Source organism: Klebsiella sp. PL-2018 (assembly GCF_019048985.1).
Taxonomy (GTDB): Bacteria; Pseudomonadota; Gammaproteobacteria; order Enterobacterales; family Enterobacteriaceae; genus Klebsiella; species Klebsiella michiganensis.
Genome location: NZ_CP077673.1, coordinates 2818304 through 2844322 on the forward strand (window position 1 = coordinate 2818304; position 26019 = coordinate 2844322).

The 26019-nt window shown below is 55.6% G+C and carries 31 protein-coding genes; 21 read left to right on the top strand and 10 right to left on the bottom strand.

All coding sequences use genetic code 11. From position 1 onward, the window contains the following. Positions 1 to 14: 14 nt before the first annotated feature. From MKleb_RS13110 to MKleb_RS13120, 3 genes are all read left to right on the top strand, one after another. Entirely contained in the window at positions 15 to 815 is an 801-nt protein-coding gene (locus tag MKleb_RS13110; RefSeq protein ID WP_025106284.1) for a carboxymuconolactone decarboxylase family protein, read from the top strand. Between the two features lie 4 nt (positions 816 to 819). Further along, positions 820 to 1248, top strand: a complete 429-nt coding sequence (locus MKleb_RS13115) for a cyclophilin-like fold protein (RefSeq protein WP_025106285.1) — start codon at positions 820 to 822, stop codon at positions 1246 to 1248. A 234-nt stretch (positions 1249 to 1482) separates the two neighbouring features. Then, positions 1483 to 2319, top strand: a complete 837-nt coding sequence (locus MKleb_RS13120; protein ID WP_025106286.1) for an alpha/beta fold hydrolase — start codon at positions 1483 to 1485, stop codon at positions 2317 to 2319. A gap of 41 nt (positions 2320 to 2360) precedes the next feature. Here the strand turns inward: MKleb_RS13120 and MKleb_RS13125 are convergent, their stop codons facing one another. Further along, positions 2361 to 2579 carry a YdcH family protein gene (locus MKleb_RS13125; RefSeq protein WP_004102179.1) on the bottom strand — a complete coding sequence of 73 codons (219 nt, stop codon included), beginning with the start codon at positions 2577 to 2579 and terminating at the stop codon, positions 2361 to 2363. 146 nt (positions 2580 to 2725) lie between these two features. On the opposite strand from MKleb_RS13125, the gene MKleb_RS13130 reads away from it, so the two are divergent. Next, the gene (locus MKleb_RS13130) at positions 2726 to 3619 is read left to right on the top strand and encodes an oxidoreductase (RefSeq protein WP_025106287.1); all 894 of its coding nucleotides are present in this window, start codon (positions 2726 to 2728) and stop codon (positions 3617 to 3619) included. 36 nt (positions 3620 to 3655) lie between these two features. Here MKleb_RS13130 and MKleb_RS13135 read toward each other — a convergent pair whose 3' ends face one another. Then, positions 3656 to 3904: a hypothetical protein gene (locus MKleb_RS13135; protein WP_004120166.1), complete on the bottom strand. Its 249-nt coding sequence runs from the start codon at positions 3902 to 3904 to the stop codon at positions 3656 to 3658. 360 nt (positions 3905 to 4264) lie between these two features. Between MKleb_RS13135 and MKleb_RS13140 the strand changes: the two genes are divergently transcribed. From MKleb_RS13140 to MKleb_RS13170, 7 genes are read left to right on the top strand one after another with little or no spacing between them, the layout of a single operon-like run. After that, positions 4265 to 5236 (top strand): phosphotriesterase family protein, encoded by a 972-nt coding sequence (locus MKleb_RS13140; RefSeq protein ID WP_025106288.1) that lies wholly within the window; start codon positions 4265 to 4267, stop codon positions 5234 to 5236. Between the two features lie 9 nt (positions 5237 to 5245). Beyond that, positions 5246 to 5986 (top strand): creatininase family protein, encoded by a 741-nt coding sequence (locus MKleb_RS13145; protein ID WP_025106289.1) that lies wholly within the window; start codon positions 5246 to 5248, stop codon positions 5984 to 5986. Next, on the top strand, positions 5979 to 6422 hold the full coding sequence (locus tag MKleb_RS13150; RefSeq protein WP_025106290.1) for a PTS sugar transporter subunit IIA: 444 nt from the start codon (positions 5979 to 5981) through the stop codon (positions 6420 to 6422). The genes MKleb_RS13145 and MKleb_RS13150 overlap by 8 nt, the downstream gene beginning before the upstream one ends. Positions 6423 to 6447: 25 nt before the next feature. Continuing rightward, positions 6448 to 6735, top strand: coding sequence for a PTS sugar transporter subunit IIB (locus tag MKleb_RS13155; protein WP_004851015.1), 288 nt, complete (start codon positions 6448 to 6450; stop codon positions 6733 to 6735). Then, entirely contained in the window at positions 6732 to 8042 is a 1311-nt protein-coding gene (locus MKleb_RS13160; protein WP_004851013.1) for a PTS ascorbate transporter subunit IIC, read from the top strand. Before MKleb_RS13155 ends, MKleb_RS13160 begins: the two co-directional genes overlap by 4 nt. Before the next feature lie 16 nt (positions 8043 to 8058). Continuing rightward, a complete protein-coding gene (locus MKleb_RS13165; protein WP_025106291.1) occupies positions 8059 to 8799 on the top strand; it encodes a sugar isomerase domain-containing protein in 741 nt (246 codons plus the stop codon). A 14-nt stretch (positions 8800 to 8813) separates the two neighbouring features. Beyond that, on the top strand, positions 8814 to 9569 hold the full coding sequence (locus MKleb_RS13170) for a GntR family transcriptional regulator (protein ID WP_004851009.1): 756 nt from the start codon (positions 8814 to 8816) through the stop codon (positions 9567 to 9569). Here MKleb_RS13170 and MKleb_RS13175 read toward each other — a convergent pair. From MKleb_RS13175 to MKleb_RS13195, 5 genes are all read right to left on the bottom strand, one after another. Beyond that, positions 9566 to 9772, bottom strand: a complete 207-nt coding sequence (locus MKleb_RS13175; protein ID WP_004120193.1) for a helix-turn-helix domain-containing protein — start codon at positions 9770 to 9772, stop codon at positions 9566 to 9568. The two genes, MKleb_RS13170 and MKleb_RS13175, sit on opposite strands and share 4 nt — an antisense overlap. Positions 9773 to 9774: 2 nt before the next feature. Continuing rightward, positions 9775 to 10308, bottom strand: coding sequence for a DUF2975 domain-containing protein (locus MKleb_RS13180; RefSeq protein WP_025106292.1), 534 nt, complete (start codon positions 10306 to 10308; stop codon positions 9775 to 9777). Positions 10309 to 10335: 27 nt separating this feature from the next. Next, positions 10336 to 10680: a hypothetical protein gene (locus MKleb_RS13185; protein WP_217076728.1), complete on the bottom strand. Its 345-nt coding sequence runs from the start codon at positions 10678 to 10680 to the stop codon at positions 10336 to 10338. Further along, entirely contained in the window at positions 10677 to 11789 is a 1113-nt protein-coding gene (locus MKleb_RS13190; RefSeq protein ID WP_025106294.1) for a serine hydrolase domain-containing protein, read from the bottom strand. The genes MKleb_RS13185 and MKleb_RS13190 overlap by 4 nt, the downstream gene beginning before the upstream one ends. Before the next feature lie 392 nt (positions 11790 to 12181). Next, the gene (locus MKleb_RS13195; protein WP_025106295.1) at positions 12182 to 13237 is read right to left on the bottom strand and encodes an SDR family oxidoreductase; all 1056 of its coding nucleotides are present in this window, start codon (positions 13235 to 13237) and stop codon (positions 12182 to 12184) included. 97 nt (positions 13238 to 13334) lie between these two features. Between MKleb_RS13195 and MKleb_RS13200 the strand changes: the two genes are divergently transcribed. Next, the gene (locus tag MKleb_RS13200; protein ID WP_025106296.1) at positions 13335 to 14222 is read left to right on the top strand and encodes a LysR family transcriptional regulator; all 888 of its coding nucleotides are present in this window, start codon (positions 13335 to 13337) and stop codon (positions 14220 to 14222) included. 71 nt (positions 14223 to 14293) lie between these two features. Continuing rightward, positions 14294 to 14962 (top strand): class I SAM-dependent methyltransferase, encoded by a 669-nt coding sequence (locus MKleb_RS13205; RefSeq protein WP_025106297.1) that lies wholly within the window; start codon positions 14294 to 14296, stop codon positions 14960 to 14962. 53 nt (positions 14963 to 15015) lie between these two features. Here the strand turns inward: MKleb_RS13205 and MKleb_RS13210 are convergent, their stop codons facing one another. Next, positions 15016 to 16323 carry a serine hydrolase domain-containing protein gene (locus MKleb_RS13210; protein WP_217076729.1) on the bottom strand — a complete coding sequence of 436 codons (1308 nt, stop codon included), beginning with the start codon at positions 16321 to 16323 and terminating at the stop codon, positions 15016 to 15018. Positions 16324 to 16431: 108 nt separating this feature from the next. Here MKleb_RS13210 and MKleb_RS13215 point away from each other — a divergent pair, with 108 nt between their 5' ends. After that, on the top strand, positions 16432 to 17310 hold the full coding sequence (locus MKleb_RS13215; protein WP_025106299.1) for a LysR family transcriptional regulator: 879 nt from the start codon (positions 16432 to 16434) through the stop codon (positions 17308 to 17310). 72 nt (positions 17311 to 17382) lie between these two features. Here MKleb_RS13215 and MKleb_RS13220 read toward each other — a convergent pair whose 3' ends face one another. Continuing rightward, positions 17383 to 17613: a tautomerase family protein gene (locus tag MKleb_RS13220; protein WP_014229413.1), complete on the bottom strand. Its 231-nt coding sequence runs from the start codon at positions 17611 to 17613 to the stop codon at positions 17383 to 17385. 61 nt (positions 17614 to 17674) lie between these two features. Between MKleb_RS13220 and MKleb_RS13225 the strand changes: the two genes are divergently transcribed. From MKleb_RS13225 to map, 3 genes are all read left to right on the top strand, one after another. After that, entirely contained in the window at positions 17675 to 18142 is a 468-nt protein-coding gene (locus MKleb_RS13225) for a winged helix-turn-helix transcriptional regulator (RefSeq protein WP_014229412.1), read from the top strand. Between the two features lie 113 nt (positions 18143 to 18255). Beyond that, a complete protein-coding gene (locus MKleb_RS13230; protein ID WP_014838522.1) occupies positions 18256 to 18474 on the top strand; it encodes a ParD-like family protein in 219 nt (72 codons plus the stop codon). Next, positions 18455 to 19231, top strand: a complete 777-nt coding sequence (gene map / locus MKleb_RS13235; protein ID WP_025106300.1) for a type I methionyl aminopeptidase — start codon at positions 18455 to 18457, stop codon at positions 19229 to 19231. Before MKleb_RS13230 ends, map begins: the two co-directional genes overlap by 20 nt. A gap of 52 nt (positions 19232 to 19283) precedes the next feature. On the opposite strand, the gene MKleb_RS13240 is transcribed toward map, so the two are convergent. Next, the gene (locus MKleb_RS13240; protein WP_025106301.1) at positions 19284 to 20606 is read right to left on the bottom strand and encodes an NAD(P)/FAD-dependent oxidoreductase; all 1323 of its coding nucleotides are present in this window, start codon (positions 20604 to 20606) and stop codon (positions 19284 to 19286) included. Between the two features lie 892 nt (positions 20607 to 21498). On the opposite strand from MKleb_RS13240, the gene MKleb_RS13245 reads away from it, so the two are divergent. The 4 genes from MKleb_RS13245 to MKleb_RS13260 all read left to right on the top strand — a co-directional run bounded on the left by MKleb_RS13245 (position 21499) and on the right by MKleb_RS13260 (position 26007). After that, positions 21499 to 22044 carry a fimbrial protein gene (locus MKleb_RS13245; protein ID WP_025106302.1) on the top strand — a complete coding sequence of 182 codons (546 nt, stop codon included), beginning with the start codon at positions 21499 to 21501 and terminating at the stop codon, positions 22042 to 22044. Positions 22045 to 22111: 67 nt separating this feature from the next. Then, positions 22112 to 22645, top strand: a complete 534-nt coding sequence (locus MKleb_RS13250; protein WP_025106303.1) for a fimbrial protein — start codon at positions 22112 to 22114, stop codon at positions 22643 to 22645. Positions 22646 to 22751: 106 nt separating this feature from the next. Then, a complete protein-coding gene (locus tag MKleb_RS13255; protein ID WP_025106304.1) occupies positions 22752 to 25253 on the top strand; it encodes a fimbria/pilus outer membrane usher protein in 2502 nt (833 codons plus the stop codon). Positions 25254 to 25272: 19 nt separating this feature from the next. Then, positions 25273 to 26007: a fimbria/pilus periplasmic chaperone gene (locus MKleb_RS13260; RefSeq protein WP_025106305.1), complete on the top strand. Its 735-nt coding sequence runs from the start codon at positions 25273 to 25275 to the stop codon at positions 26005 to 26007. Positions 26008 to 26019 lie beyond the last annotated feature (12 nt).

Sequence of the window (26019 nt, forward strand, 5' to 3'; positions counted from 1 at the left end):
GAAAGGTGTTCAGGATGAAAGCTTTTATTGCCGTAGCTGCAATGTCGTTAATGCTGGGCGCGCCAGCCCTGGCAGAAGAAAAAAGAGGTGAAAAAATGGCTCCACGTAGTCCATCCGTATTGTCCGCTGAGGATATTCAATCTGTCGCGCCGGCGCTTGCCCGTTTCTGCAGCGAGGTGCTGATAGGGGATCTCTGGCAGAGAACAGAACTCTCGCGTCGCGACCGCAGCATCGTGACCGTGGCGATTCTTATCGCCCGTAATCAGCCGGCGGAGCTAAAACATAACGTTGAAGTTGCTCTGGATAACGACGTCACGGCGGCTGAAATCTCAGAGATCGTCACGCATCTGGCTTTTTATTCCGGCTGGCCCAACGCGATGGCCGCCGTTGCGGTGACGAAAGATATTTTTGTCGCGCGCGGCATTGGCCGCGAGCAGCTGGCTGCTGCCTCCCCGGAGCTGCTCCCTCTTAATCAGGCGGCGGAGAACCAGCGTTCAACAACCGTAGAACAGAACTTCGGCGCGATTTCCCCTGGACTGGTGAAGTTTACGACTCAACCGCTGTTTCTTGACCTGTGGCAGCGACCGGGGCTGAAGCCGCGCGACCGCAGCCTGGTCACGGTCAGCGCGTTGATTGCCGCCGGGCAAAGCGCGCAAATTGGCTACCACCTTAACCGGGCGATGGATAACGGCCTCACCGCGCAAGAGGCGGGGGAGATCGTTGCGCATGCTGCTTTCTATGCCGGCTGGCCAAATGCCTTTTCGGCGGTAGCGGTGGTGAGTGAAGTCCTGCGCGCTCGTGGCCTGGCAGGGTGAGCGGATGTTCAACTCTCTTAGCGCCACGTTATTGATTTTTATTGCTACGACGGGGGCGGCATTTGCCGCCGGGCGGGAGAACGCGGTGAAGATTCAGTTTGAGTTCAATGGCGCCACGGTTGTCGGCTCGCTGGATGAGAGCGCAGCGGCTAATGAGTTCCTGGCGCAGCTGCCGATGACGGTGAAGCTCGAGGATTATGGTTCCACGGAAAAAATCGCCTGGCTGCCGACGAAACTGCGCCGCGCGGATTCTGGCGCCTCAATGACCCCACGGCGCGGCGACATCGCCTATTACGCGCCGTGGGGCAATCTGGCCATTTTTCGCGAGGATTTTCGCCACTCCCCCGGGCTGATAAGCCTCGGGCGGATAGAGGAGGGCCTCGCCGCGCTCGACCAGGCGGGAACCGAAACGGTAACCATCCGGCGTTATTAAGTTCGTCCTGCGTTAAATTTTCCTTCCTGCATGCTTAAATGGGCTGTTTACAGCCCATTTATCGGATACAAAGCGAACGCTCAGTATCGGCAAAAATCATCTACACTTTTCCAGCCAGGTCATTTTCACACCTAACGAGACGCTATCGTCCAGACGTAGCATCCCGCCTTAAGACCCGACCCACTGCAGGCGTCAGGCCCGCAGCCTTGTTTTCTCACGAGAGGAGTTTGTAACATGGCATTTGTGACAACCAAAGACGGCGTCAATATCTTCTTTAAAGACTGGGGCCCGAAGGAGGCGCAGCCGATCGTATTTCATCATGGCTGGCCTTTAAGTGCCGATGATTGGGATAACCAGATGCTGTTTTTCCTGGCAGAAGGGTTCCGGGTTATTGCGATTGACCGACGCGGTCATGGTCGTTCAGATCAGGTGAGTGACGGTCACGATATGGATCATTATGCCGCCGATGCCTCAGCGGTGGCGGAGCATCTGGATCTGCATAATGCCGTGCATATCGGGCATTCTACCGGCGGTGGGCAGGTTGCGCGCTACGTTGCGCAGTATGGTCAGCCGCAGGGGCGCGTGGCCAAAGCGGTGCTGATCAGCGCGGTTCCGCCATTGATGGTAAAAACGGAAAACAATCCGGGCGGTACGCCAATCGAGGTCTTCGATGGTTTTCGCAAAGCGCTGGCCGCCAACCGCTCGCAGTTTTATCTCGACGTGGCGTCCGGGCCGTTCTACGGCTTTAACCGTGAAGGCGCGGAGGTGTCCCAGGGCACAATTCAGAACTGGTGGCGGCAGGGCATGACCGGTAGCGCAAAAGCGCACTATGAGGGGATTAAGGCGTTTTCGGAAACCGACCAGACCGAAGATTTAAAAGCCATTACGCTGCCGGTGCTGGTGATGCAGGGCGATGATGATCAGGTTGTGCCTTATCAAAACGCCGCGATACTGCAGGATAAGCTGCTGCCGAACAGCCAGCTAAAAATTTATCCCGGCTTTCCGCACGGTATGCATACCTCGCACGCCGATGTGATTAACGCCGATCTGCTGGCGTTTATTCGCTCGTAGCCTGGTGCTATAAGAAGGCCGCCATCCGGCGGCCTTCTCGTTTACATCAGGCTTTCATGCTGGAGGATTTTGAGCATTTCGTCCTTCAACATAAGTTTTTCTTTCTTCATCTGTACAAGCTCGAGACTGTATCCTTTGCCATCGACTCCTTCTATGCGGGAAATGTCGTGATCGAGTGCATTATGTTTTTCGAATAGCGACTGAAAGCGCGGATGCGTGGTTTTCAATCGAGAAATCAGCTCTCTGTATTCTGGAAACATGTACCTTCCTTGTTGATGGTGAAAAGTGTGTACGCTGACACACACATTCAGATTACCCATATGAATAAAATGGTAATGCGAACGAAGTCGCGTTTATGTTACGTACTAATGAAATCTCAGGGGCCGGAAGCGGCCTGGAGGCATAGATGACAGTTGAAGAACCCACCGTTGCGCTGATCGGTCCGGGCGCAATTGGTACCACCATCGCCGCGGCGCTGCACGAGGTTGGCCGTACGCCTCTGGTATGCGGCCGCCGTGCGCACCCGCAGCTTTCGTTGCGTTTTGATGGTGGAAATATTGTGGTGCCGGGGCCGGTCTTGACGGAACCGGCATCGGTCGCCGCGCCGTACGACCTGGTATTTGTGGCGGTAAAAGCGACACAAATTGCGGCTATTGCACCGTGGCTGCAAGCGCTGTGTCACGATCGAACGGTAGTCTGCGTGCTCCAAAACGGCGTTGAACAAAAAACGCTGTTCGCGCCGTACGTGGCGGAAGCGGCCGTGCTGCCATCGGTCGTCTGGTTCCCCGCGCAGCGTGAGCCTGAAGCGTCAGTCTGGCTGCGGGCGAAACCGCGCCTGACGCTGCCGGATGTTGAGGGGGCCGAGCGGGTGCGACACGCGCTACGGGACACGCGCTGTGAAGTGGATATCAGCGCGGATTTTCTCTCCGTTGCGTGGCGTAAACTGCTGCAGAATGCGGTCGCCGGTCTGATGGTGCTGGCGGGGAGGCGGGCAGGGATGTTTGCCCGCGACGATATCACGGCGCTTGCTTTAGCCTATTTGCAGGAGGGGCTGACGGTGGCGCGCGCCGCAGGCGCCAGCCTGGACGACGGCGTGCCGCAGGAAATTCTCGCCGGTTTTCACCGTGCGCCTCCGGATTTAAGCACTTCAATACTGACGGATCGCGAGGCCGGGCTGCCGCTGGAGTGGGATATTCGCAACGGGGTCGTTCAGCGATATGGCCGTATTCACCATATCCCCACGCCGTTAAGCGATGTGATTGTGCCGCTGCTGGCCGCCGCCAGCGACGGGCCGGGCTAAAGGCGCGGGACGCCGGCGTGATAACGTTCCCCGGGATCAGATTGATTCCGCCAGCCGGTCGACAACCACTTTGCCGCTATTATCAAACTGGGTGATGCGGTAATTCACGCAATAGGAACGGCGGGTGGTAAATTGATTGAATAACGCCACCCGGCCTTTTTTATCACCATTTTTATTCACAATAATCCATTCGGTGACGTCCGTTGAATTCGCTTTACCGCTGCTGGCGTCCTGTTGTTCGACCAGACGATCCTCTTTTTCTACCTTCAAAAAATCACGTAACATTTATTTATCTCCGCTCATCATTGTTTTTAACAATACTCTCTTTATCGATTCATTCAATTAAACATTTTAATCAAAGCTATGAATTATTAGTCAGGAATGCATTGGCTTGGTGAGTGTGTATCCCATTGAATTTAATTAACATAAATTTAATCACCTCACCCGGGATACGTATGTTTTTCCATGAGTAACGGTTTTTTTATCCCGAATCCATTTATGTGACAACGTCACATAAATGTTAATGTCGACCTACCTCACAGATAGAAATTTTATATGACTGATGCGAACTTGATCACTTGACTGGTCAAGTGGGGCGCGCCTATGTTGAAAGCACCTTCTTATCCGTTCCGGGGAGCAAGAAACATGGGCATCATTCGAACGTTAAACGGGGATATTTCCGCTAATCAGCTGGGCGTCACCTACAGCCATGACCATATCTACTGTATTCCGCCCTATTGGGCCGAGCGTCAGGATGACGATCTGTTACTCGACGATCCGCAGGCTTCAGAGCGTGAATTAAGCGACTTCCGCCGGGCGGGTGGTAACGCCATCTACGACGCCACCGCGCCGGATTATGGCCGTCAGGCCGCAGCCGTCGCCGCCATGGCGCAGCGCCAGCAGCTGCACATTATCGCCACTGCGGGTTTTAACAAAGGCTTTCTGTGGAGCAGCAAGCGGCCGGGCTCCGCGCAGACTTTCGCCGAGTGGATTGCACATTCAGACGTTGATGAACTGGTTGAACATGTCTGTCGCGAGGTCACTGAGGGGATAGAGGGCACCGAACATCGGGCCGGCGTGGTGAAGTGCGGTACCGGCTATAACGCCATTTCCCCTCTGGAACAAAAAACCATGGAGGTTATCGTTCGCGCCCAGCAGCGCACCGGGGCGCCGATGCACAGCCATACGGAAATGGGGACGATGGGACTCGAGCAGGCGCAGCTCTTTAAAAAATGGGGGCTGGATCTCTCCCGCTTATGTTTTGCTCATATGGATCGTAACCCCGATCCCTGGCTGCACCGTCAGATCGCCAACACCGGGGCGTTTCTCTCTTTCGACGGTATCAGCCGCATCAAATATCACCCAGAGCACATCCGTACCCAGGCCATCCTGGCGCTCTGCCAGCGCGGTTATCAAAAGCAGATCTTAATCGGCGGCGATTTTGCCCGTAAATCCATGAGCGCGCATTACGGCAAAGGGGGGCTGGGACTGAAATTTATCCTTAGCGACTGGCGGCCAAGATTCATTGACGAGGCCCGGGAAGCCGGGTTTGACGGCGAAGCGCTGCTGCATGATTTCTTCGTCGACAACCCGGCGCATTACCTCGCTTTTGCCTGAGGAGATGTTATGAAGCTGCATCGTTTAAACGAAAGCGAGGCCCGGCGGGCGTTACAAAAGGCGCGGATCGCCTTATTGCCGCTAGGCGCCGTCGAGCCGCACGGCGACCACCTGCCGCTGGATACCGATAACCTGCTGGCCGAGCGGTTTTGCGCGCTGCTTGACGAGCAGCTGGGCGAGTGCGCCCTGAGCCTGCCGGTCGTTTCCTACAGCCAGGTCTGGTCCCTGCGCGGCCACGCGGGCGCGATTGATATCGGTCATGAACGGCTGACGTCGCTGCTGGTGTCGCTGGCGGAAAACATGGCCAGCTACGGTATCACCACCACGGCGGTGATTAACGCGCATTACGGCAATTTTGATGCGATGAAAGCGGCCTCCCGGCAGCTAAAAGAGCAGGGTATTACCTTGCTTAACTATAGCTGGGCGGGGATGGAGGAGGAGGTAAAACGACGGCAAACCACCGCGGTGGCTTACCCCGGCTATATGCATGCTGATGAGGTCGAAACCTCGCTGATGCTGGCGCTGGCGCCAGAGTTCGTCACCATGACCAACGCCCGCGCGCACTATCCGGCTTTCCCGAACAATTTTCGCTATCAGCCGATACCCTGGACCGAGTTTTCTGACTATGCGGTGCTGGGCGATCCAACTGCCGCCAGCGAAGAGAAAGGGCGCGCGTTCGTCCAGCGGGCGCTGGCGACCACGCTTGCCTCTATCCGTCATCACTTAACCCAAGGAGCCTCCGATGATTGAGCGTCAGGCGATACGTGTAGACTGCCCGGCCGCTACCCCTGAGGAGGCCATCCGCGAGGCGGGGAACGCGTTGTGCTGCGCGGGAGCCTGTAGCCCGCAATACGTCCAGGCAATGGTCGATAGCTACCGCGAGCTGGGCCCCTATTTTGTCATTGCCCCCGGGCTGGCGCTGCCGCATGCCCGCCCGGAGCAGGGGGCGATGAAAGCGCAGATCAGCGCGGTCAGGCTGCGTGAACCGCTGGCGTTTGGTCATGCGGAAAACGACCCGGTGCAGGTGGTGCTGGGGCTTTCGGCAACCAGCAGCGATGCCCATATCCACCTTATCCAGCATATCGTGACCGTACTCAGCGATGAAAATAACCTGCATACCCTGATGCATTCGAACGATCCAGAACAACTTTATCGGCTGTTAGCCAGCGGCTCGCAGCGTTTGTAGCGTGATGAACACGGAGTGAATAGCGATGAAAATTCTGACAGTCTGTGGTTTAGGTATGGGCTCCAGCCTGATTTTAAAAATGAACGTTGAGGCGGTGTTGAAACAGCACGGGATTCAGGCCTCCGTGGAACATATGGATGTCTCTTCCGCCGCTTCGGCCAACGCCGATGTGGTGATAACCAACGCGGAGCTGGTGGACAACCTTAAGCATCTGTCCTGTCCGGTGGTGGTGGTGAACAACTATATCGATAACGCCGAAATCACCGCGGCGCTGACCCAGGCGAAAATTCTGCCCGCAGGAGAGCCGTCATGAGCGAGTTTCTTGGCGTGCTGCGCTGGATCACCATCAATATATTTGGTGAAGCGTCGATCTTAATTGGCCTGATTGTGCTGCTGGGGCTAGTGCTGCAAAAGAAATCGCTGGCGGACATTGTGTCCGGCACCCTGAAAGGCATTCTGGGCTTTCTGATCATCGGCGCGGGGGCCGGGATTATCGTCTCCGCGCTGCTGATATTTCAGCCGATCTGGACCGAAGTTTTCGGTCTCAGCTCCATGAACCTGACCAATATTATCGGCCAGGCGCGCTTCAGCGAACGCTACGGAAGCAGCGTGACCATCGCCATTGCCGGCGGATTCGCCATCAATTTGCTGCTGGCCCGGCTGACGCGCTTTAAATACATCTACCTGACAGGACATATGATGTTCTGGACGACGATGATCTTTGCCGGGGTGATGGTGAACACCGAGCCCGCTATTTCAGCGGTGCAGCTGACGCTGATGCTAACGGTGATTATGGGGCTCTACTGGACCCTACAGCCCGCGCTGGTTCAGCCCTGGGTGCGAAAAATCACCGGCAACGACAACGTGGCGCTGGGGCATACTTCCGCCTCCGTCGCGCTGCTGGGGGCGATTTTTGGCCAGATTTTCGCCCGCAACAAAATCAGCTCCGAAGATATCAAAGTCCCTAAAAAGTTGGGTTTCCTGCGCGACTCCAACGTGGTGACGGCGTTGACCATGGCGCTGCTGTTCTTTATTGGCACCTTTATTCTGCAGATTAAAGGTACGCCGAAAGCGGCGGAGATTCTGGCGCAATCCGGCGACCTGAGCTTCTACATCTATGCCCTCAAACAATCGCTGATGTTTACCGGCGGCATTGCCGTCGTGCTGCTCGGCGTACGGATGTTTATTGGCGAAATGGTGCCGGCGTTTAACGGCATCGGATCGCGGCTGGTGCCCGGCGCAAAACCGGCGCTGGACTGCCCGATACTGTTTAACTTTGCGCCAAACGCGGTGGTGCTGGGGTTTGTCGGCGCTTTTGTCGGCTCGCTGCTGTGGCTGACCCTGATCGGCCGCTATACCGGCTACGTTTTTATTCCCAGTATGATTGTGATTTTCTTTCACGCTGGTACGGCGGGGGTCTTCGGCAATATTACCGGAGGCTATAAAGGCGCTCTGCTGGCGGGGTTTATCACCTCGACCGTGGTCGCCTGGGGGCAGTATTTCTGCGTCACCGGCTTTATCGACAATACGATCCCGGATACCGCGCTATGGGCAGGCGACAGCGATATGTTTGTCCTCGCGCCAGTCATTCATCTTTTGACCCGCCTGTTGGCGTTCTGATATCGGGAGGAAGTCTATGAGTCAGGCCCTGAAACAGTACTACAGTCAGATCCGCCAGAAGCTGGCTTTTCTTGAGCAGCGCCCCGATGAACTCACCCGGGCGGCGGAAATCATGTCCCACAGCATTATGGGGCAGCGCAACATCTTCGTCTTTGGCGCCAGCCACGCCGGGATTCTGGCGGAGGAGATGAGCTATCGCGCGGGCGGCCTGGCCATCATCAATCCGCTTTTTACGCCTGCGCTGATGCTTAACGTCAGGCCGTTAACCCTCACCAGCGCGGTGGAAAATGTGGAGCACCTCGGTCGGGTACTGGTGGAGCAGTCGCCGCTAAGGGCTGAAGATACGCTGCTGATCCATTCGGTGTCGGGACGCAACGCGATTACCATTGATGTCGCGCTGGCGGCGAAAGCGTGCGGCGCAACGGTTATCGCGATTACCAGCCTGGCGACGGCGGCGCGCGTCACGTCGCGCCACTCCAGCGGCAAGCTGCTGGTGGATGTGGCCGATATCACCATTGATAACCACTGCGAATATGGCGATGCGGCGGTGAGCCTGCCGGGGATGGCGCAGAAAGCCGCGCCGCTCTCCACCATCATGGGCGCGACCATCGCTAACAGCCTGGTATTACGTATTTGCGAAATCATGCTGGAAAATGCGCGCACGCCGCCCATTCTCGCCAGCGCAAACATAGACGGTAATCAGGAGATAAATCAGGATATACTTAGCGCTTACAGGAGCCAGATACACTACCTCTGAGTTGGAGCACAAGTATGTTTGAGTCGGATGGACTCCCTCTCTATTTAAGGATAAAAGACGTTATCCTGCAGCGGATCCTCTCTTTTACCTATGACGATAAACTCCCGGGCGAACTGCTGCTCGCCGGGGAGTTTAAGGTCGCGCGCGGTACCATTAAACAGGCGATAGATTCGCTGGCCAGTATTGGCATGGTGTACCGCGAACAGGGTAAAGGGACGTTTATTAACCGCGATGCGCTGCAGAAATACTACACCGACCTCCCGGACGTACTGACCACCTTTGCTCCGCCGGGGGAGATAGCCGTGGAAGTGCTGTCGCTGATTTCGACCATGGCCGACCGCCAGGTGGCGGAGCAAATGGGGCTGGATTTAGGCTGCCAGCTGATGCGTCTGGAGCGGCTGTTAGTGCAGGGCGATCGGCCGGTTGGCCATGTGCTGACCTGGCTTAATGGCCGTATCTATAACGATCTGAGCCACGTGGACGGCAGCCGATCGCTGTATAAGCAGCTGCGGGAAACGTTCGGCTACTCGCCGGCCAACGCCACGGAACGCTATACGCCGGTGTGCTGCGATAGCCGCACGGCGGGATTGCTCAATATTGAACCCGGCCAGGCTCTGTTTCGTATTGAGCGCGTCGCCCGCGATCTGGATGATGTGGTGCTTGAATACAGCGTCACGCATACCCTTGACGCCAGCCTGTCGCTGCAAATCGCCACCAGCCAGAGCAGCATGAGCCAGCAGTGGGCCTGCACGATCGAGAAAGGGCGTTAATCCGCCTCCCAGGCGAGAATATCGCCTGGCTGGCACTCCAGCGCCTGGCAGATTTTTGCCAGCGTATCGAAGCGGATGCCTTTCACCTTTCCTGATTTGAGCAAAGACAGGTTTTGCTCGGTAATCCCTACATAGGCCGCCAGCGCTCTGGACGTCATTTTCCTCTCTACCAGCAATTTGTCCAGATTAACCACTACCGCCATAGTCAGATGAACTCCTTATTCTCATTTTCCGCTCTGATCCCTTCGAGCATGGAGTGAAACGTCACAAATAACAAGCCGCCGGTCAGCAACAGGACAAAATCGCTAAGTAAAAGAACGATCTGGGTATAAGGATGCGGCCAGTAAAAAACCAGCGGCACCAGGAAGCGAAACAGCGGCAGCAGGAGCCCCATCCCCAGCATCGCCAGCGCGATTTTTCTTACCCTCAGCGCCAGGTCGAGGCTCAGAATGGTGCGTTTTCTGACGTATTGAGTGACGCGGATCCCCTGCCAGATCGCCCAGGCGAAAAGCCCGGCGGGTAAATAGAGTATCGCCAGCAGCGCCAGCAGTTTAAAAGTCGGTGCCGTCAGACCGCTTTCATTACCGAGCGGAACCTCGGCAAACTCAAGCATATTCGCGAGGAAAAACGACTCGCCGGTAAAATAGATCCACGCTGGCGTAATGACCGCCAGAATAAAAAACAGCGGTAATATTCCAGCCAGTAAGAACAGGCTGAGTTTGTTTCGTGCGTTTTTCACCTTTAACCTTCCTGAATAATGGTGCGATTACAGAACCAGCACGCCTAAGCATGACATAAGGAGCAGAGATAAGACAACGTGTAGTCCGGCCGCCCGGCGCGACGGGCCGCGGAACCACGGGCGCTGCCAGACGCTAAACAGGCCGATGGCAATACACGCCGCCTGTATTGTCCAGGTCAACATTCGCATCAGGTAGCCTGTTTTACTCAGGTTATCGATGGTTTGTAATGACTCGGCAATATAAATAACAATGAAGGTGAAGAGAACATAATTAATAAGGCGTACTTTGTACCGTGCAAACCCGTTTCCGGAAATAAAGACCGCCACTGACAGCAGGGTCAATATCGCCCACAGCATATTAATCCAGTTCATCGTTCTTCCTTAACGTCGGATAGCGTGGAAAGCAGCAATTTGATTGCCGGCACAATTACCGGCCATGCGGTATCTGAGAGGATCACGACGGCGGTTTTACGCTCGGGGTCAAAGGCCATCACGGCGGCATAGCCCGCGGACTGACCATCGTGCCAGATAATATCCCGTCCCTTGATAGCGGTGGTGAACCATGAATAGCCTACCCGTGAATCGGGATCGTCGGTCGCGAACCGCGGCGCCATGCCCTGGCTTCCGGCCAGTTTTCCTGCCATAAGCGCCTGGGCATATTTCGTCATATCGACAATAGTGGAACGTACGCCGGCCGCAGGCGAGAAGGCGTTTAAGATCCACGGCGCTTCGCGTAAACCTGACGCTGACCAGCCCGGCATAAATGCCGCGTCAGGCGGCGTCGTCTCTTGCGCCACAAGCGAACGGGTCATCCCGGCCGGTGCAAAAACGCGCTGTTCCAGCAACGCCGCGAATGTACGGTGAGAGGCGCGTTCCAGCGCTAGCCCCAGCAGGGCAAACCCGGAATTGGAGTAATCAAATATTTTGACCTTCGGTATCCGCGCCCGGTTAATCATTTCCGCCAGCTCCTGGCGATCGTAGCTCCACGGGTTTTCTCGTCTCACAATGGCGGTAAGCATGGCGATTTTCTGCGTGAGCGATGAGGCGAACGGAGGCAGGCCCGAACGATGCGAGACGAGCTCCTCAAGGCTAATATTCCGCGCCGGACCGACGAGCTCTGGCACCAGATCGCCGACCTGCGTCGTGGCTGTGACTTCGCCGCGCCGGATGGCATCAATCAGCAGGCTGGCGGTCAGGGTTTTGCTGAGGCTGCCAATCTCAAACTGCCTGGCATAATCATTGCCCCAGATACCATAGCGCACGCCGCCTGGCGTGATGAGCGCTGCGGCGACGTGACCGTGCGCGCCTTTGAGCAGCGGCGTTAAAAAGGCAACCAGCGCTTTGTCCCCGGATACCTGGGTGGTCAAGGGTCTGAAGCCGGGTTGCAAATAAATGCCTGCCGCCATCACCGCGACAAAAGCCAGGCCTGAGCACAGGATTTGCCAGTCACTGCAGTATCTGCGGTATCGATACCCGATCATGCTTTCTCCTTAAAATGAGTACAACCGCAATGAATACAAGGTGTACTGGACCCTGAATAGCGTGGAGCAACTGACGCGCCCGTCCCGGCAAATCCTGACATCTCGGCTGACATCGCCGGCGCGCGCCGCAGCGCCCCGGAGAGTAACCCCCCGCGCAGCATACTTCTGTTCATGACTTGCCTCTCCTGGCAATCTGGTCGGTGAAAGAGCGCGCAGATTATCCTGGTGTTTATCGTTTTACAATAAACTTTTATCGTTTTATATTTAATTAAAAAGCGGGGAGAGCCAGAGCGCGAAGCGCGAGTCGCGCGCGAAAAACAGAAGCGTGGGTTGATCGCGCGGCGTTAATGGCTCTTTGAGAGTGGCAGAATATCTGTCTGGCGGAGGCGTTATCAGGGGATAATGCGCGCGGCTCTCAGCTGAGCGAACAGGCGGAAAAACATATCGTCGGTGGCCTGCATTTCAGTGAAGCCCGCCCGGCGCAGTTTGCTGCCATCGCCAAACATGTCGTAGTTCCAGCCAAAGACGAAATCAGCAAATTTACCGTCGCTGAGCCTTAAGATGTCCGCTTCCACCAGACTCTGCCCGGCCAGTTCGCGCCAGTGCGAGCGGTAATCCACAAACAGCTGGTTAAATGACAGTCTGACCGGCGGGGCGGATGCCAGTTCAAACCAGCTCGCGATGCGCGGCCACAGCTCGCACCAGCGCCAGATGTCGCCGTTATTGACGTTGAACGCCTGGTTTTGCGCCGTTGGCGAGGTCGCGGCCCAGAGCGTGGCATCAGCCAGCAACCCGGCGTCCGTGTGATCGACAATGCTGTGCCAGGTTTTTTCCGAACCGGGGAAACGCAGCGGTAGATCCTGCGCTTTACATAGCGAAGCATAGATCGCGATGCTGAGTGCGAGATTCATGGCGTTGCCGGGCACCGTACTGCCGACCACGCCCGGCCTGATCGCGTTCCAGCGCCACGTTTTTCCGCGCTGGAAATGGCTGAGCCAGGTGAGCTGAGCGGCGTTAAATTCGGCCCCGGGTACGCCGGGATCGCTTTCACGCGCCGGGGTTTTGAACGGACCAAGATGCGCGCCGTACACTTTGTATCCCTGCATCAGGCTTACCGTCCGTAGCGGTGCGGTTTGCTCGATGTTGCTGACCAGGTTGCGCAGCATGGTGACGTTCGGTTCAACCATTTCCGCCCAGTTCCCGGCGTTGGCCCATGCGCTGTAAAAAATGTGGGTGACGCCGTTGAGCGAATGCAGTTTTTGCGCGCTGTGCTGCGCATCCAGTAAATCGACGTGAATGAAGGGAATGTTTTCCGGGTGGGACGATGCATGGCGGCTGAGGCCGATAACCTCCCAGCGATTGCGTAACAGCGTTTTCACCAGTTCTCTGCCAATAATGCCGCTGGCGCCGGCGACCAGGGCGATTTTGGGTTGCGGTATCTTATTCACGTTGCTTCTCCAGGGTGGGTGACAGAGGCAGTGTGGTATATTATTTTTTTCACGCATATCCCGTAAAACTGATGGCACTTATAAGCAGAATCATTAAATGAATAATAAGCTCAACGCCATTGCCACCTTCCTGCGCGTGGTAGAAGCGGGATCCTTTTCAGCGGCAGCCCGCCAGTGCGGAATGAAACAATCCGCCGTCAGTCAGCAGATCGCGGCGCTTGAGGAGGAGCTTGGGGTGGTGTTGCTGCACCGAACCACGCGTGCGATGGCGCTGACCGAGCAGGGAGAAATTTACCGGCGCGATATGCAGCTTTTGCTGGAAGCGATGCATGAAGCGGAAAGACGCTTACAGCCAACCGATCGCCAGTGGCAAGGCCGGGTGCACGTGCAGCTGCCGAGCGGCCTGGGGCAGCTCTTTTTGCCGCATCTGCTGGCGCTGCAGAAAATGCACCCCGAGCTGCGTCTGACGCTTTCTCTTGATGACCGCATTGCCGATCTGGTTGCTGAAGGAGTGGATGTCGCGCTGCGGTTGAGCAGTGAACCGCCGCCGGGGAGTGCGGCGCGCGTGCTGGCGCGTATTGAAACTGCGCTCTTTGCCGCCCCCGGTTTTAAAACGGTGCATGCCGTCAGCGAGCTGGCCGCCCACCCGCACGTGCGGTTCAGCGGCATCGCGCAGGACGCGCCGCTGCGGCTGGTCTCGGGTGATAAAACGGTTGATATGAAAGTCAATACCGTGTTTCGGGCTAACACCAGCGAAGCGCTGCTGCAGGCGTTAGAGTCCGGCATCGGTATCGGCGGCATGCAGTTACCCCTTGCGGCCCACGCTTTGCAGTCCGGCAGGCTGGTACCGGTATTACCCGCCTGGCGATTACCCGATCGCGTTCTCTATGCGGTCTATCCTGACGCCCGCTTTATCCCACCGCGGGTAAGAAGTATTATCGACGTGATTGAACAATTGCTGCCTGAGATGACGGAGCGTGTCTGACGGTTGGTTTTTCTCCTGCCTCTACCGCGCGTAAAGTGACGAGCGTTGCTGCTGACAAAGGCGTCTTGATTATGAACCGCTATGAAAAAGAGTATCGGCAGTTGCTGGCAAATGGCGCTATCGCCTGGGCTGGCGAAGGTTATTCCCGGGCCAAAGAACAGCAGGAGCGCGTTTTTAGCTGGCTTCACTTACAGCACTATTTCCCCCAACCCGGCGCGCCTGTCCTTGAGCTGGGGTGCGGGAATGGCGCGATGGCCGCGCAGTATTTTGCGGAACGAGGCTACTCGGTGTGGGGGATAGATTGGTCCGAAACCGCGATCCGATGGGCACAAAATCGTTTTCAGCAAGCGGGTCTCCCGGCAAATTTTTTTGTCGGAGATGTCTGCCATATTCATCAGTGTCAGGATGCGACGTTTGAGCTCATTGTTGATGGCAGCTGTGTGCATTGCCTGATTGACGATGCCCGCCACCTCTGCTTTGCCGAAGTCAGAAGATTACTGAAACCCGGAGGACGGCTGGTGATCGGCTCCATGTGCGGAACCCCGCGTCATCCCGAGGATATTCTCGCGTACGATCCTATCCGCCATCATTTACTTAAAGAGGGCAAACCCTGGCGTACGTTGCGACCGCTCCAGGCCCTGCTGGACGAGATTCGTGCGGAGCAATTTACGGTTCTTGAGGTGAATATTAATGAGAACGCATGGTGGGATCATGCCACCGTGGTATGTAGAGTCGATTAACCTTCACGCCTCCCGTCCGCTCGGGCCTGGAGCGGACGGGAGCCAAATCGGCGTTAATGCAGTGCCTTCGCTATCGCGCTAAACATCAGCGAGGCTTCCAGCGGTTGGGCGCTGAAGGCGGGCTCAGCCTGCGGCCAGGTCGACCACTGGACGATGACCAGATTTTCCGCCTGATTAACCATTATCATCTGACCAAAAATGCCCAGCGCCCACAGCGAATGTTGAAGGGATGCCTGCGGCGCAGGTTCAACGTTGGTCGCATTGGCCGGCACTTCATTGTTCCACCACTGGTAGCCGTAAATACCGTATGGATGCGCCGCGGACACCGAGCCTGCCGCCCGAGTCCAGCGTGATGACTCGGCAACCCAGTTTTCCGGCAAGATCTGCTCGCCGTTCGGCAGCACGCCGTTATGCAGAATGAACTCACCGAAGCGCCCCCAATCCTCTAACGTGGCGTTAAAGCCGTGCGCGCCCACATCGTGCTCACCTTTTGTGTAGGCATGCCACACGCCGTCGCTCGCCATACTGTAGGGTTGCCAGATACTTTTTTCCAGATATGCCGCCAGCGTCATGCCGGTGGCGCGTTCCAGCACATCCCCCAGCAGCCATGCGCCGCCGGAGGAGTAAGACCAGTTCTCGCCGGCAGGATGCGCGCGGCGCAGGCCGGACACCAACTGACGTACGCAGTCATAGGCGCCGGGTCTGGCTTCACACTCGGTAAGCCGGGCGAAGTCCGATTGCGGATTAGTGTAGTCCTCATTCCACGCCACCCCGGAGGTGTGGCTAATCAGCTGCTTCAGGGTCACACCGTCCCAGGCGGTGCCTTTCAGGTCGGGTTCATACTGGGTGATGAGATCGTCGAGCGAGTGAATTTTGCCCTGTTTAATCGCCACGCCCACCAGGGTGGCAACCACGGATTTGCCCACCGAGCGCGATGTCCAGAGAGTGGTGTCGGTATTGCCTTCTGCCAGATATTTCCAGGCCACTTTGCCATTTTTCAGCACCAGCATGCCGCTGACGTTCTGGCGCCGCAGGTAATCCTGCAGATTCCAGGTTTGACCGTTCACCCGATAGCTTGCGTCGGTTAAGCGTTTCGCCGCGGCCTGCAACGGCACGGCATTACCGTGATGAAACACATCGCCAGCGTAATTGCGGTAGTCGTTACGAAAGCCGATTACCCGGTCGGTCTGGCTCCAGGTGAGCATGTTGTGGGGATCCGGAAGCGGCGCATCAAAGGGGGCGGGACAGACGCTGAGTTCGGTGCCGGTACAGGCGGCCTGCGCGGCGGGCGCCAGCAGGACGCTGCAGAGACTGATAACAACGCCAGACAGCAGGCCAGGGTTAAACACTTTGCTTTTCATATTTTTACTCGTTCAGCTCAGGAAGGTGTTCAGCTTAAAAAAACGCGGCCTATAATAAAAAACGCATCATGGGGGAAAATCCCCCACAACAACTGAATGGAGGGCCGTATGCCGAGCCTGATATATTCTTTTGCCCAGCTGGAGGCCTTCACCGCCGTGGTTGAGTGCAAAAGCCTGGCGAAAGCGGCGCGCCAGCTGGGCAAGGACCGGACGACGCTGCGCGATTTAATTGAGTTCCTCGAAGATGGCCTGGGGTATGCGCTGTTCCTGCGCGAAGGGCGAAGCCTGCGCCTGACGCCGGAAGGTGAGCAGCTGCAGCGGCAGGCGCACCTGCTGATGCGCCAGGTGAAAGCGTTTGAAGCGTTTGCCAGGGCGGTGCCGAACAGCGCCACGCAGGACATGACCCTGGTCTACGATCCCTTTACCCCCAGAACGCTGCTGCAGGGGCTGATTAGCGCTATGGCCCAGCGCAACGTTCGTCTGAGTCTGATAAACGCGTCGCGCGACGAGGCGGAAAAGCTGCTGGCGAGCGGGCAGGCCGACCTGGGGATCTGCCAGGCGCGCCATCGTAGCGTGGGAGACGCTATGGAGTGGCGCGCCTTAGGGGCAATCGAGATGGATTTTTACGCCGCCGAAGCGCTTTTTCCCGGCGCTAAACAACCGCTATCCCTGCTGGAACTTTCGCTGGCGCCGCAGGTGATTATGCACCCGGATACTGACGAGCCCGTGGCCCGCCGTCTGCAAATTTCAGGACATACCATCTTCACCAACGACCTGGAGATGCTGCGTGGCCTGCTTGAACAGGGCTGCGGCTGGGGATTCTTGCCGACGCACATGAATGCGGCGCGCTGGAAAAACGTCACAACCTTGCGCACCGAAGTCGGCAATCAGGGGATCGGCCAAACGATGGTCACTATCTGGAAGCCAGGCAACGACAGGCGGGCGCTGGTAGCTGACACGCTGGACTTGTTGCCGGCATTGTGGTGAAAGCCGGGCCTCGCTGCTGGCATTTCGGCGACAGGGCGAGGCGTAAATCGATAAATACGCTACCTTGCAGAGCTATTGAGCAGACGAAAATTTTGCCGCGATCGCTTCAGCCGTGGGCTGTATGCCGCCCAGACTCCACTGTTCCGGCTCATGCTCATCAATGCGAACCCAGACTGAACGGCGGAACTCGGGATCGCCTTTCCCTTCAATTTCGACAATCAGATCGGTCATGCGGCGTAAAAGCTCTTTTTTTTGCTCCGGGTTCATTATTCCTTTAATGGTTTGTACATTGACGAAGGGCATTGTATTCTCCTTGGTAAGCTAGGTCTAAAATTCATACTCAGATTAAAGAGCGAAAGCGGACATGTCAAAAAATAATTCAGTTGCCTACCTATTACCGGAGCTTTGCGGGCTTTCTGCGGCAGCGGAAATCCTGGGAGATCGGTGGGTTTTGTTGATTTTAAGAGAGGCTTTCTACGGCGTGACGCGCTTTGAAACGATCCGCTCGCATACAAAAATGCCTAAGCAGACGCTGGCAAACCGGTTAAAGAAAATGACGGAACTGGGTTTACTGAGCAAAACGCCTTATCAGGAAGAAGGCGTGCGCGAACGTTATGAGTATATCCTTACGCCAAAAAGCCGCAGCCTGGCGCCGATCCTGTTTTCCCTGATGGCGTGGGGGCATAAAAATATCCTGCATGATGAACCGCATATTGCGCTGGTGGATAAAGAGAGCGGGGACGTCGTCCACAATGCATTTGTGACGACGAAAGGCACCGTTGTGGAACCTCGTAACATCCAGATAGTGGCTCTGAACCTTAACCAGCCGTAGCGCGGGCGACATAAACCGCAACCCCATTTTCTGCTTTCTGACGGCAAACGTTGTCTGCTTGAGCGGGGAGGCGTAATATACGAAACATATATAAATTGTAACGGTACGTATAAATGGGCATTGTAAAAATTTCCGACCTGCTGCACGACGATATTCGTGACGCCAGCAAGGCGATGTCGCGTTCGGTCAACGCGCAGGCGGAGTACTGGATCCGTCTGGGTATGATGAGCGAGCTCTATCCCGAACTTAACCATCAGCAAATTAAGCTGCTGATGCTCAAGTCCGGCTCTGACCGGTTGCTGGAGGTGATCAATGCTATCAATTCCCATTAAGACCGCGGACGAGCTGGCCAGACAGCGCCGCGCAGGTGAGCTGCTGGCCTCGGTTTTCGACATGCTGGATACCTTTATTCAGCCCGGTATCTCCACCATGGCCATCAACAACCGGGTGGAGGATTTTATCGTCAACGATCTGCATTCGCGCCCGGCCAGCAAAGGGCAGTATGATTTCCCCTACGTGCTGAATACGTCGATCAACGAAGTGGTTTGTCACGGTATGCCAAAGGAGAGCGAGCATCTGAAATCCGGCATGATCGTGAATGTGGATATTACGCTGGAAAAAGAGGGGCTAATTGCCGATTCCAGCAAAATGTATCTGATTGGCGAGGTTTCACCGCTGGCCCGTCGGCTGGTGCAGAAAACCTACGAAGCGATGTGGAAAGGGATCAAGGTCGTCAGGCCGGGTGCGACGCTGGGCGATATCGGCCATGCGATCCAGACTTATGTCGAAGGTAACGGCTACAGCGTGGTCAGGGAGTACTGCGGCCACGGCGTCGGCAGAGAGATGCACGAAGATCCCCAGGTGCTGCATTACGGCATACCCGGAACCGGCGCCGTGCTCAAGGAGGGGATGGTATTTACCATTGAACCGATGGTGAACCAGGGCGATAGCCGGATTAAAACCAAAAAAGATGGCTGGACGGTGGTCACCCGCGATAAAAAACTGTCCGCGCAGTGGGAGCACACCGTCGCCGTCACCGCGGATGGATTCGAGGTCCTGACCCTGCGTAAAGAGGAAGCGATCCCCTAGTAGCCCAAACAACAGGTTTCACGCCCGGGCAGTGAAACCTGTCAGACAGCGACTACGCGGGCATCTCTTTGCGCCCCACATAACGCTCTTTCCATAATGCGCCCGCCACCCCGATATCGAGGAATGGCGAAGGCGGCATAACGTTCGCCTGGCCGAGCGACTGCATCGCGGCGATCAGCGGGTTGTCCTGGCCCATCGCCAGATCGGCAAGCAGCGTCCCGGCGATAGTCTGTTTAGATACGCCGGCGCCGTTACAGCCCCCGGCGGTCCAGATCTGCGGCGCAAGACGCCCCCAGACCGGCGCGCCGTTGCGGGTGACGCTGATGGTCCCGGACCAGGTTCGCTCCAGCGGCACATCCTGCAGCTGCGGATAGGCCGTATGGAACAGCGCCAGATGCTGGCGCGCGGCGCTGGCGGTCTGTCCGGCGGTAATCACTCCCCGCAATGCCGGATCGACATGCTGGCGGACCAGAAAACGATGATCGTGGGTATAGCGTAGCGTGGCGCCGGCGATCGCGTTGACCGGCGTTAATCCCCAGCTTTCCATTGCCGGCAGACGCTGGCGCTGTTCAGGGGTGAGCGGGGCGGTAATGCTGGCGTAGGTCGCCATTGACGCCTGGCGGCTCACGGTGGGCGAGAGTTCGCGCGAGAGCGCGTTGGTCGCCAGCATCGCCTGGTCGGCGCGGATCGTGCCCTGCAGCGTCGTCACCCTGACGCCGCCGTTTTCCTGGCGCATAGCCAGCGCCGGGGTTTGATGGTAAACCGTGACGTTTTCCGGCAGATGACGCGCGAGGCCCGCAATCAGTTTCGCCGGGTTCACCAGAATACAGCCGGGGGTGTAAATACCTTTGCTGTAGAGGCGGGTTCCCAGCTTCTGGTACAGCGCTTCGCCGTCCAGCAGGCTGTAAGGCTCCTGCATCAGCTGCAGGTTATCCACATACTCCTGCATAATGGCTTCGCTGGACGGATCTATCTGGCAGTGGTATTTCCCGACGTTTTCCCATTCGCAGGCAATCTGGTGCTCGGTCACCGTTTCATCGAGCAGGCGGATCCCCTCCTGGAGCAGGGTGCGGTAATCCTGCGCTTTTTTCAGCTCGGCGGTAGAGCTGCCGATATTGTGCGGCAGGCCGATGATAAAGCCGGAATTTCGCGCCGAGGAGCTGGTCGCGGCGCATTCGGCGTCGATGAGCACGATGTTCAGCTGCGGATTGAGGCTGGCCAGCCTGCGGGCAAAGCTTACGCCGGCATAGCCGGAGCCGATAATCACCCAGTCAGCTTTAATGTCTCCGCTCAGCGAGGGCTGTCGATAAAGATCTTCTTCATTAAGCGGCCATCCCACCTGATTTTGATTGAAAGGCACTGATGCAAATCTCACGGTTAATCTCCCTGTGGAAAAAACACCTGCAGGGCAGGTGTGAATGGGGTTGCCGCTCTCCGCGTTTTTGGTCTGGAGTGTGAGTCGGCAAGCGCCAGGGCAGCGTCTGAAAAATCACCACGCTGAATGATAATCACCTGGACAACAATTCAGCAGAATAACAAGGAACAGGCAAAATAACACCTCTTGCTATAGGGGTATGCGGTTTTCTCTGGCCTGCGATATCACCCTGACGGTTCACTACGGCAGCGAGTCGGCTACCTGGTTATTCCTTTCCTCTAACCCTGCAAGATACCGCATAAGATATTGCTGTGGATCATGATCGCATGACCAACATCCCTATAAGGTTATTTCTTCCGCAGAGGGAATTTTGACCAACTGGTAAAATATAGCCTCTCCGCGCTCCTCTCTATAAAGAAACCCTGCCCTTTCATAGGATTTTTCAGCTTTTAAACTTCGCTTCCTACAATATGTATTAGGAATTTTCTTACGGATGAGTCCTAATATTTCACAAGCACATCGATCTTTTGCAATTGTATGAAATACATGGTTTTTTTAATTGCGTGATGCTGTCGATGAAATTTTTTTAAGTTGTGCATATATTTTTTTAAATTATTGGTGATATTTTTACATACATTGTCGTATTAAACTGCTTTTGCGAGATTTTATCCTGCAAATTATTTTTTAATGAAATTATTAGCTCGTAATTACCCATTTGGTAGATGCATATGTTCAATTGTAAGCTTTTTCAAGTTAGTATGATTTCGCTGTCAGGAATACACATAACTCAAGAGGATATAGCGGTATTTTGTCAGCATAAATATGCGTTATTATCTTCTGATGTTATTTTCAGGATGGTTATCCAGTAACTTTTAATATAACGGAATGTATTATGAAAATTAGCAAAATTGCATCTGCTGTTGTTCTCACTATGGGTGTCGCCTCTTTCGCAGCTCAGGCCGATCAGGGAAGCGGCAAGGTGACTTTCTGGGGTTCCATTATTGATGCACCATGCTCAATCAAAAATGGTTACGGCGATCAGCGTATTGAACTGGGTCAGATTTCCAATACTCATTTAGATAACGGCGGTATTTCCACTCCTCGTCCGTTCGACATCGAGCTGGAAAACTGCTCCTTCGAGAAGGATTCAAACGGCGACCCGATGTATAACACCGTTAAAGTGACCTTTGCTGGCGGTAATGTCCCAGGAGATATGACCATGTTGGCTATTTCCGGTCAGGCCGCTGGCGCCGGCGTGCGTATTGAAGATGGTTCTGGTCAACCCGTGACTTTATTGGTACCTACTAGCGGTCGCGGCCTGGGCATTGGCGACAATACCCTAAACTTCAGCGCTTACCTCGAAAAAATCTCTACCGTAACCAACGTCACTCCGGGTGATTTTGAAGCAGTGACCAACTTTACCCTGGCTTATGAATAAGGTGAGTCCTGTTCTCATGTAGCTTTATTCGGGCTGCATTTGCAGCCCGATATTCAGGAGCACAGTCATGGTAAATATATCGCGTTCTCTGATGTTGAGTTTGTTATTAGGCATATCACCGCTGTCTCAGGCATCCGACCAGGGGCGGGGCCTGGTTACAATGAATGGTCAAATTCAGGAGTCGGCCTGTTCTATTCATACCGACGATATCTGGCAGGAGATTCCATTCGGCGTGATCTCGTATAGCGATCTTAATCAGGAAGGCAAAGCGGTCATCAAACCTTTTGCGGTTCGGCTGGTGAATTGCTCACTGGAACGGATTCGCGGCGGTTTATGGCAAAGCGTAAATATTACCTTTAGTGGCGAAACGGAGATATTCCGCCCGGATATTTTTAAAGTCAATGGCGAGGCGCAGGGGCTTGGACTGCGTATCCACAATCAGGCTGGCGATGTGGCGCGTGATGGAATACCGATGCCTGCCGTCATGATCCAAAATGAAAATAATGAATTACGTTATTTATTATCGTTAGTGCGCGGTGGAAAAACGTTGTCAGAAGGCGACTGGTACGGAATTATTCGTTTCATGGTGACCTATCAGTAGCGGGAAATATGAATGATAAAAACAGATGAGCCTCTCATCTAAATTATTTCCGGGATTGACACTTCCCGCCGGTGAATTCTACCAGGCAATAAATGGATTTTAAAAAATGAAAAAAAGCAGACCACCAGCTTTTTACCTGCGACGTCTGGGTATTTACATTGCTATTGCCATTTTGGGTTCTACATCACCGGTAGTGGCGGTAGAATTTAATATTGATATTCTGGACTCGGAAGACCGGGAAAATATCGACTTATCGCGCTTTTCCCGGGCCGGCTATATTATGCCCGGAACCTATACGCTCAGCATGCGTTTAAATGAGCACGGTATTTCTGACCAGGAAATTTCTTTTATTGAAAGAACCCGTGACGATGGGGTGGTTGTAGAAACCTGTCTGACGCCTGCGCAGGTCGAACTTCTCGGTCTGCGGGATGACGCGCTCAACATGATTAAGTGGCTCGACGAGGGGCGTTGCGCTGATTTTTCCGCTCTTGAAGGCGTCGTCCTGCGCGGCGATCTGTCAGAATCTTCCCTGCAAATTGCGGTCCCCCAGGCCTGGCTGGAATATCAGGATGCTTCGTGGCTGCCTGTTTCCCGCTGGGAAGAGGGCATCCCCGGGATGTTGGTTGACTATAACCTGAATACCAACGTCACCTGGCCTCGTCAGGGTAATCAGAGCCAGAGTGCCAGTATCAGCGGTACAACGGGTGTTAACCTGGGTGCCTGGCGCCTGAGGGGGGATTATCAGGGGAGCTATTACAATACGACCGGACGCGCGGATAAAAATTCACGTAATTTTGACTGGAGTCGTTTCTACGCCTATCGCGCGTTACCTGGAATGATGTCGAAACTCACCGTTGGTGAGGATTATCTCTCTTCCGATCTCTTTGACTCCTGGCGCTATACCGGTTTGTCGCTGGCGAGCGATGAAAGCCAGCTGCCGCCTAAACTTCGAGGCTACGCGCCTGAAGTCTCCGGCATTGCCCGTACCAACGCCAAAGTGACGGTCAGCCAACAGGGTCGAGTCATCTATGAAACGACGGTTGCCGCTGGCCCGTTTCGTATTCAGGAACTCAACAGCGCCCTGACCGGACGTCTGGATGTTCGCGTTGAAGAGCAGGATGGCTCCGTGCAGACATTCTCGGTTGAAACGGCTCAGGTTCCTTATCTGACGCGCCCCGGCCAGCTGCGTTATAAAATGACCACCGGTCGTCCGCGCGATTATAACCACAGCACTCAGGGACCATACTTCGCCACAGGTGAGCTCTCGTGGGGGCTTACCAACGCGTGGTCGCTGTACGGAGGTGGCATTTTTTCCCAGGACTACAACAGCCTGGCGGTGGGGGCGGGTCGTGATATGAACGCCTTCGGGACACTTTCTGCTGACGTGACTCATGCCAGCGCGCGTTTCCCGGATGATAAAAACAGGCAAGGGCGATCCTGGCGCCTGAGCTACTCCAAACGTTTTGATGAAATCAATAGTGAAGTGACGTTTGCCGGCTACCGTTTTTCTGAGCGCAACTATCTCACCATGGGTGAATATCTGGATATGCGCTATCGGGAAGGCTACGTCGGGAATAGCAAAGAGCTTTATACCCTCCAGGCGACCAAAAATTTCGCAGACCTGCGCCTGTCGACGCACATCAACTGGTCGCATCAGACTTACTGGAACCGCCCGGCGACCGATCGCTACAGCGTGTCGCTGAATAAATATTTTGACCTCGGCGACTGGCGGCATCTGTCGTTGTCCCTCAACGCCGCCCGCAGTGAATTTAACGGGCGTAAGGACGACAGCGCCTATATCTCACTGACGATGCCGTTTGGATCGGGAACCGTTGGCTATAACGGCAGCATGAGCCGCGACCGCTATACACAAAATGCCAGCTGGAGCCAAAGGCTGGATAACAACGACTATTACAGCATCAACGCCGGCAACAGCGTCGGCGGTGGGGAAGGAACTAGCAGCCAGATGAGCGGGTACTACTCGCACCTGGGCAATATGGCGGATGTCACCACCAACTTTAACTGGGCGCAAAGCCAGTACTCCTCGTTTGGTATTTCCGCCAGCGGCGGTATGACCGCGACCGCTGAAGGCGTGGCGCTGCACCCTGGTGGGGTACAGGGTGGGACTCGTCTGATGGTCAGTACTGATGGGGTAAGCGGTGTTCCGGTGGGCTTTCAGGGCCATACCAATGCTTTTGGCATCGCGGTAATCCCTGGGGTGCCAAATTACTATCGAACCCGCGCTGAGATTGACGTTAATCGTCTGCCAGACGATGTCGAGTCTGGCGGAACGCCGGTTGTTGAACTCGCCCTGACTGAAGGGGCCATCGGGTTCCGTCGTTTTGATGTGCTGAAAGGCTCTAAGGTCGTGGCCATCCTCAGCCAGGAAGATGGGCGCCATCCGCCATTCGGCGCCACGGTACATAACGCAAAAGATCGCGAACTGGGGATGGTCAGCGACAGCGGACTGGCCTGGTTGACCGGCGTGAATCCGGATGAACGCTTAACCGTGCACTGGAGTGGTTCCGCTCAGTGTGAAGTCGTACTGCCACGGGTTATCCCTGCACAGCAGCTATTGCTGCCGTGCAAGCCGGTCACTCGCGGCTGAGAAAGTGAATGGTGATGTAATGAAAAGCAAAAAGATAGCGATGACGATAGTGCTGGCAAGCCTGGCGGCAGGTCTGGTTAACGAAGCCGGGGCAGCGATTGCGCTGGACAGAACGCGGGCGATTTTCCCCGGTTCGGAAAAGAGCATTTCCCTGAGTATTACTAACGACAGTACGTCAATGCCGTACCTGGCGCAGGGATGGATTGAGGATGAACACGGGAAAAAAATCAGCGGTCCTCTGGTGGTTGTTCCGCCGCTGCAGCGTCTTGAAGCGAAAGGGAAGAGCATGATGCGTATCAACGCCATGCCGGATGCCGCGATGTTACCTCAGGACAGAGAGAGCATTTTTTATTTCAACGTGCGCGAGGTGCCGCCAAAAAGCGAGCGACCCAACGTGATGCAGCTGGCGTTACACACCAAAATAAAATTGTTCTATCGCCCCAAAGCCATTCTGCCGGAGAAGTATAGCCGCTGGGATAACCAACTGGTGCTGCATAAAGTGAACGGCGGTTATCGGGTAGAAAACCCGACGCCCTATTACATGACGGTGATCGGGATTACCGCTGCGCCGAAAGTGGCGGTGGCCAGCGGATTTCAAACGGTGATGGTACCGCCGAAGTCCACCTCGATGGTCAATAGCGCGCACTATACCGTGCCGCATGTCACCACGATTAACGACTTCGGCGGTAAGCCAACCCTGCGGTTTAGCTGCAGCGGTAACATCTGCCGGGCTGCGGATACCCCGGCAAGCTGATGGACGCCGAAG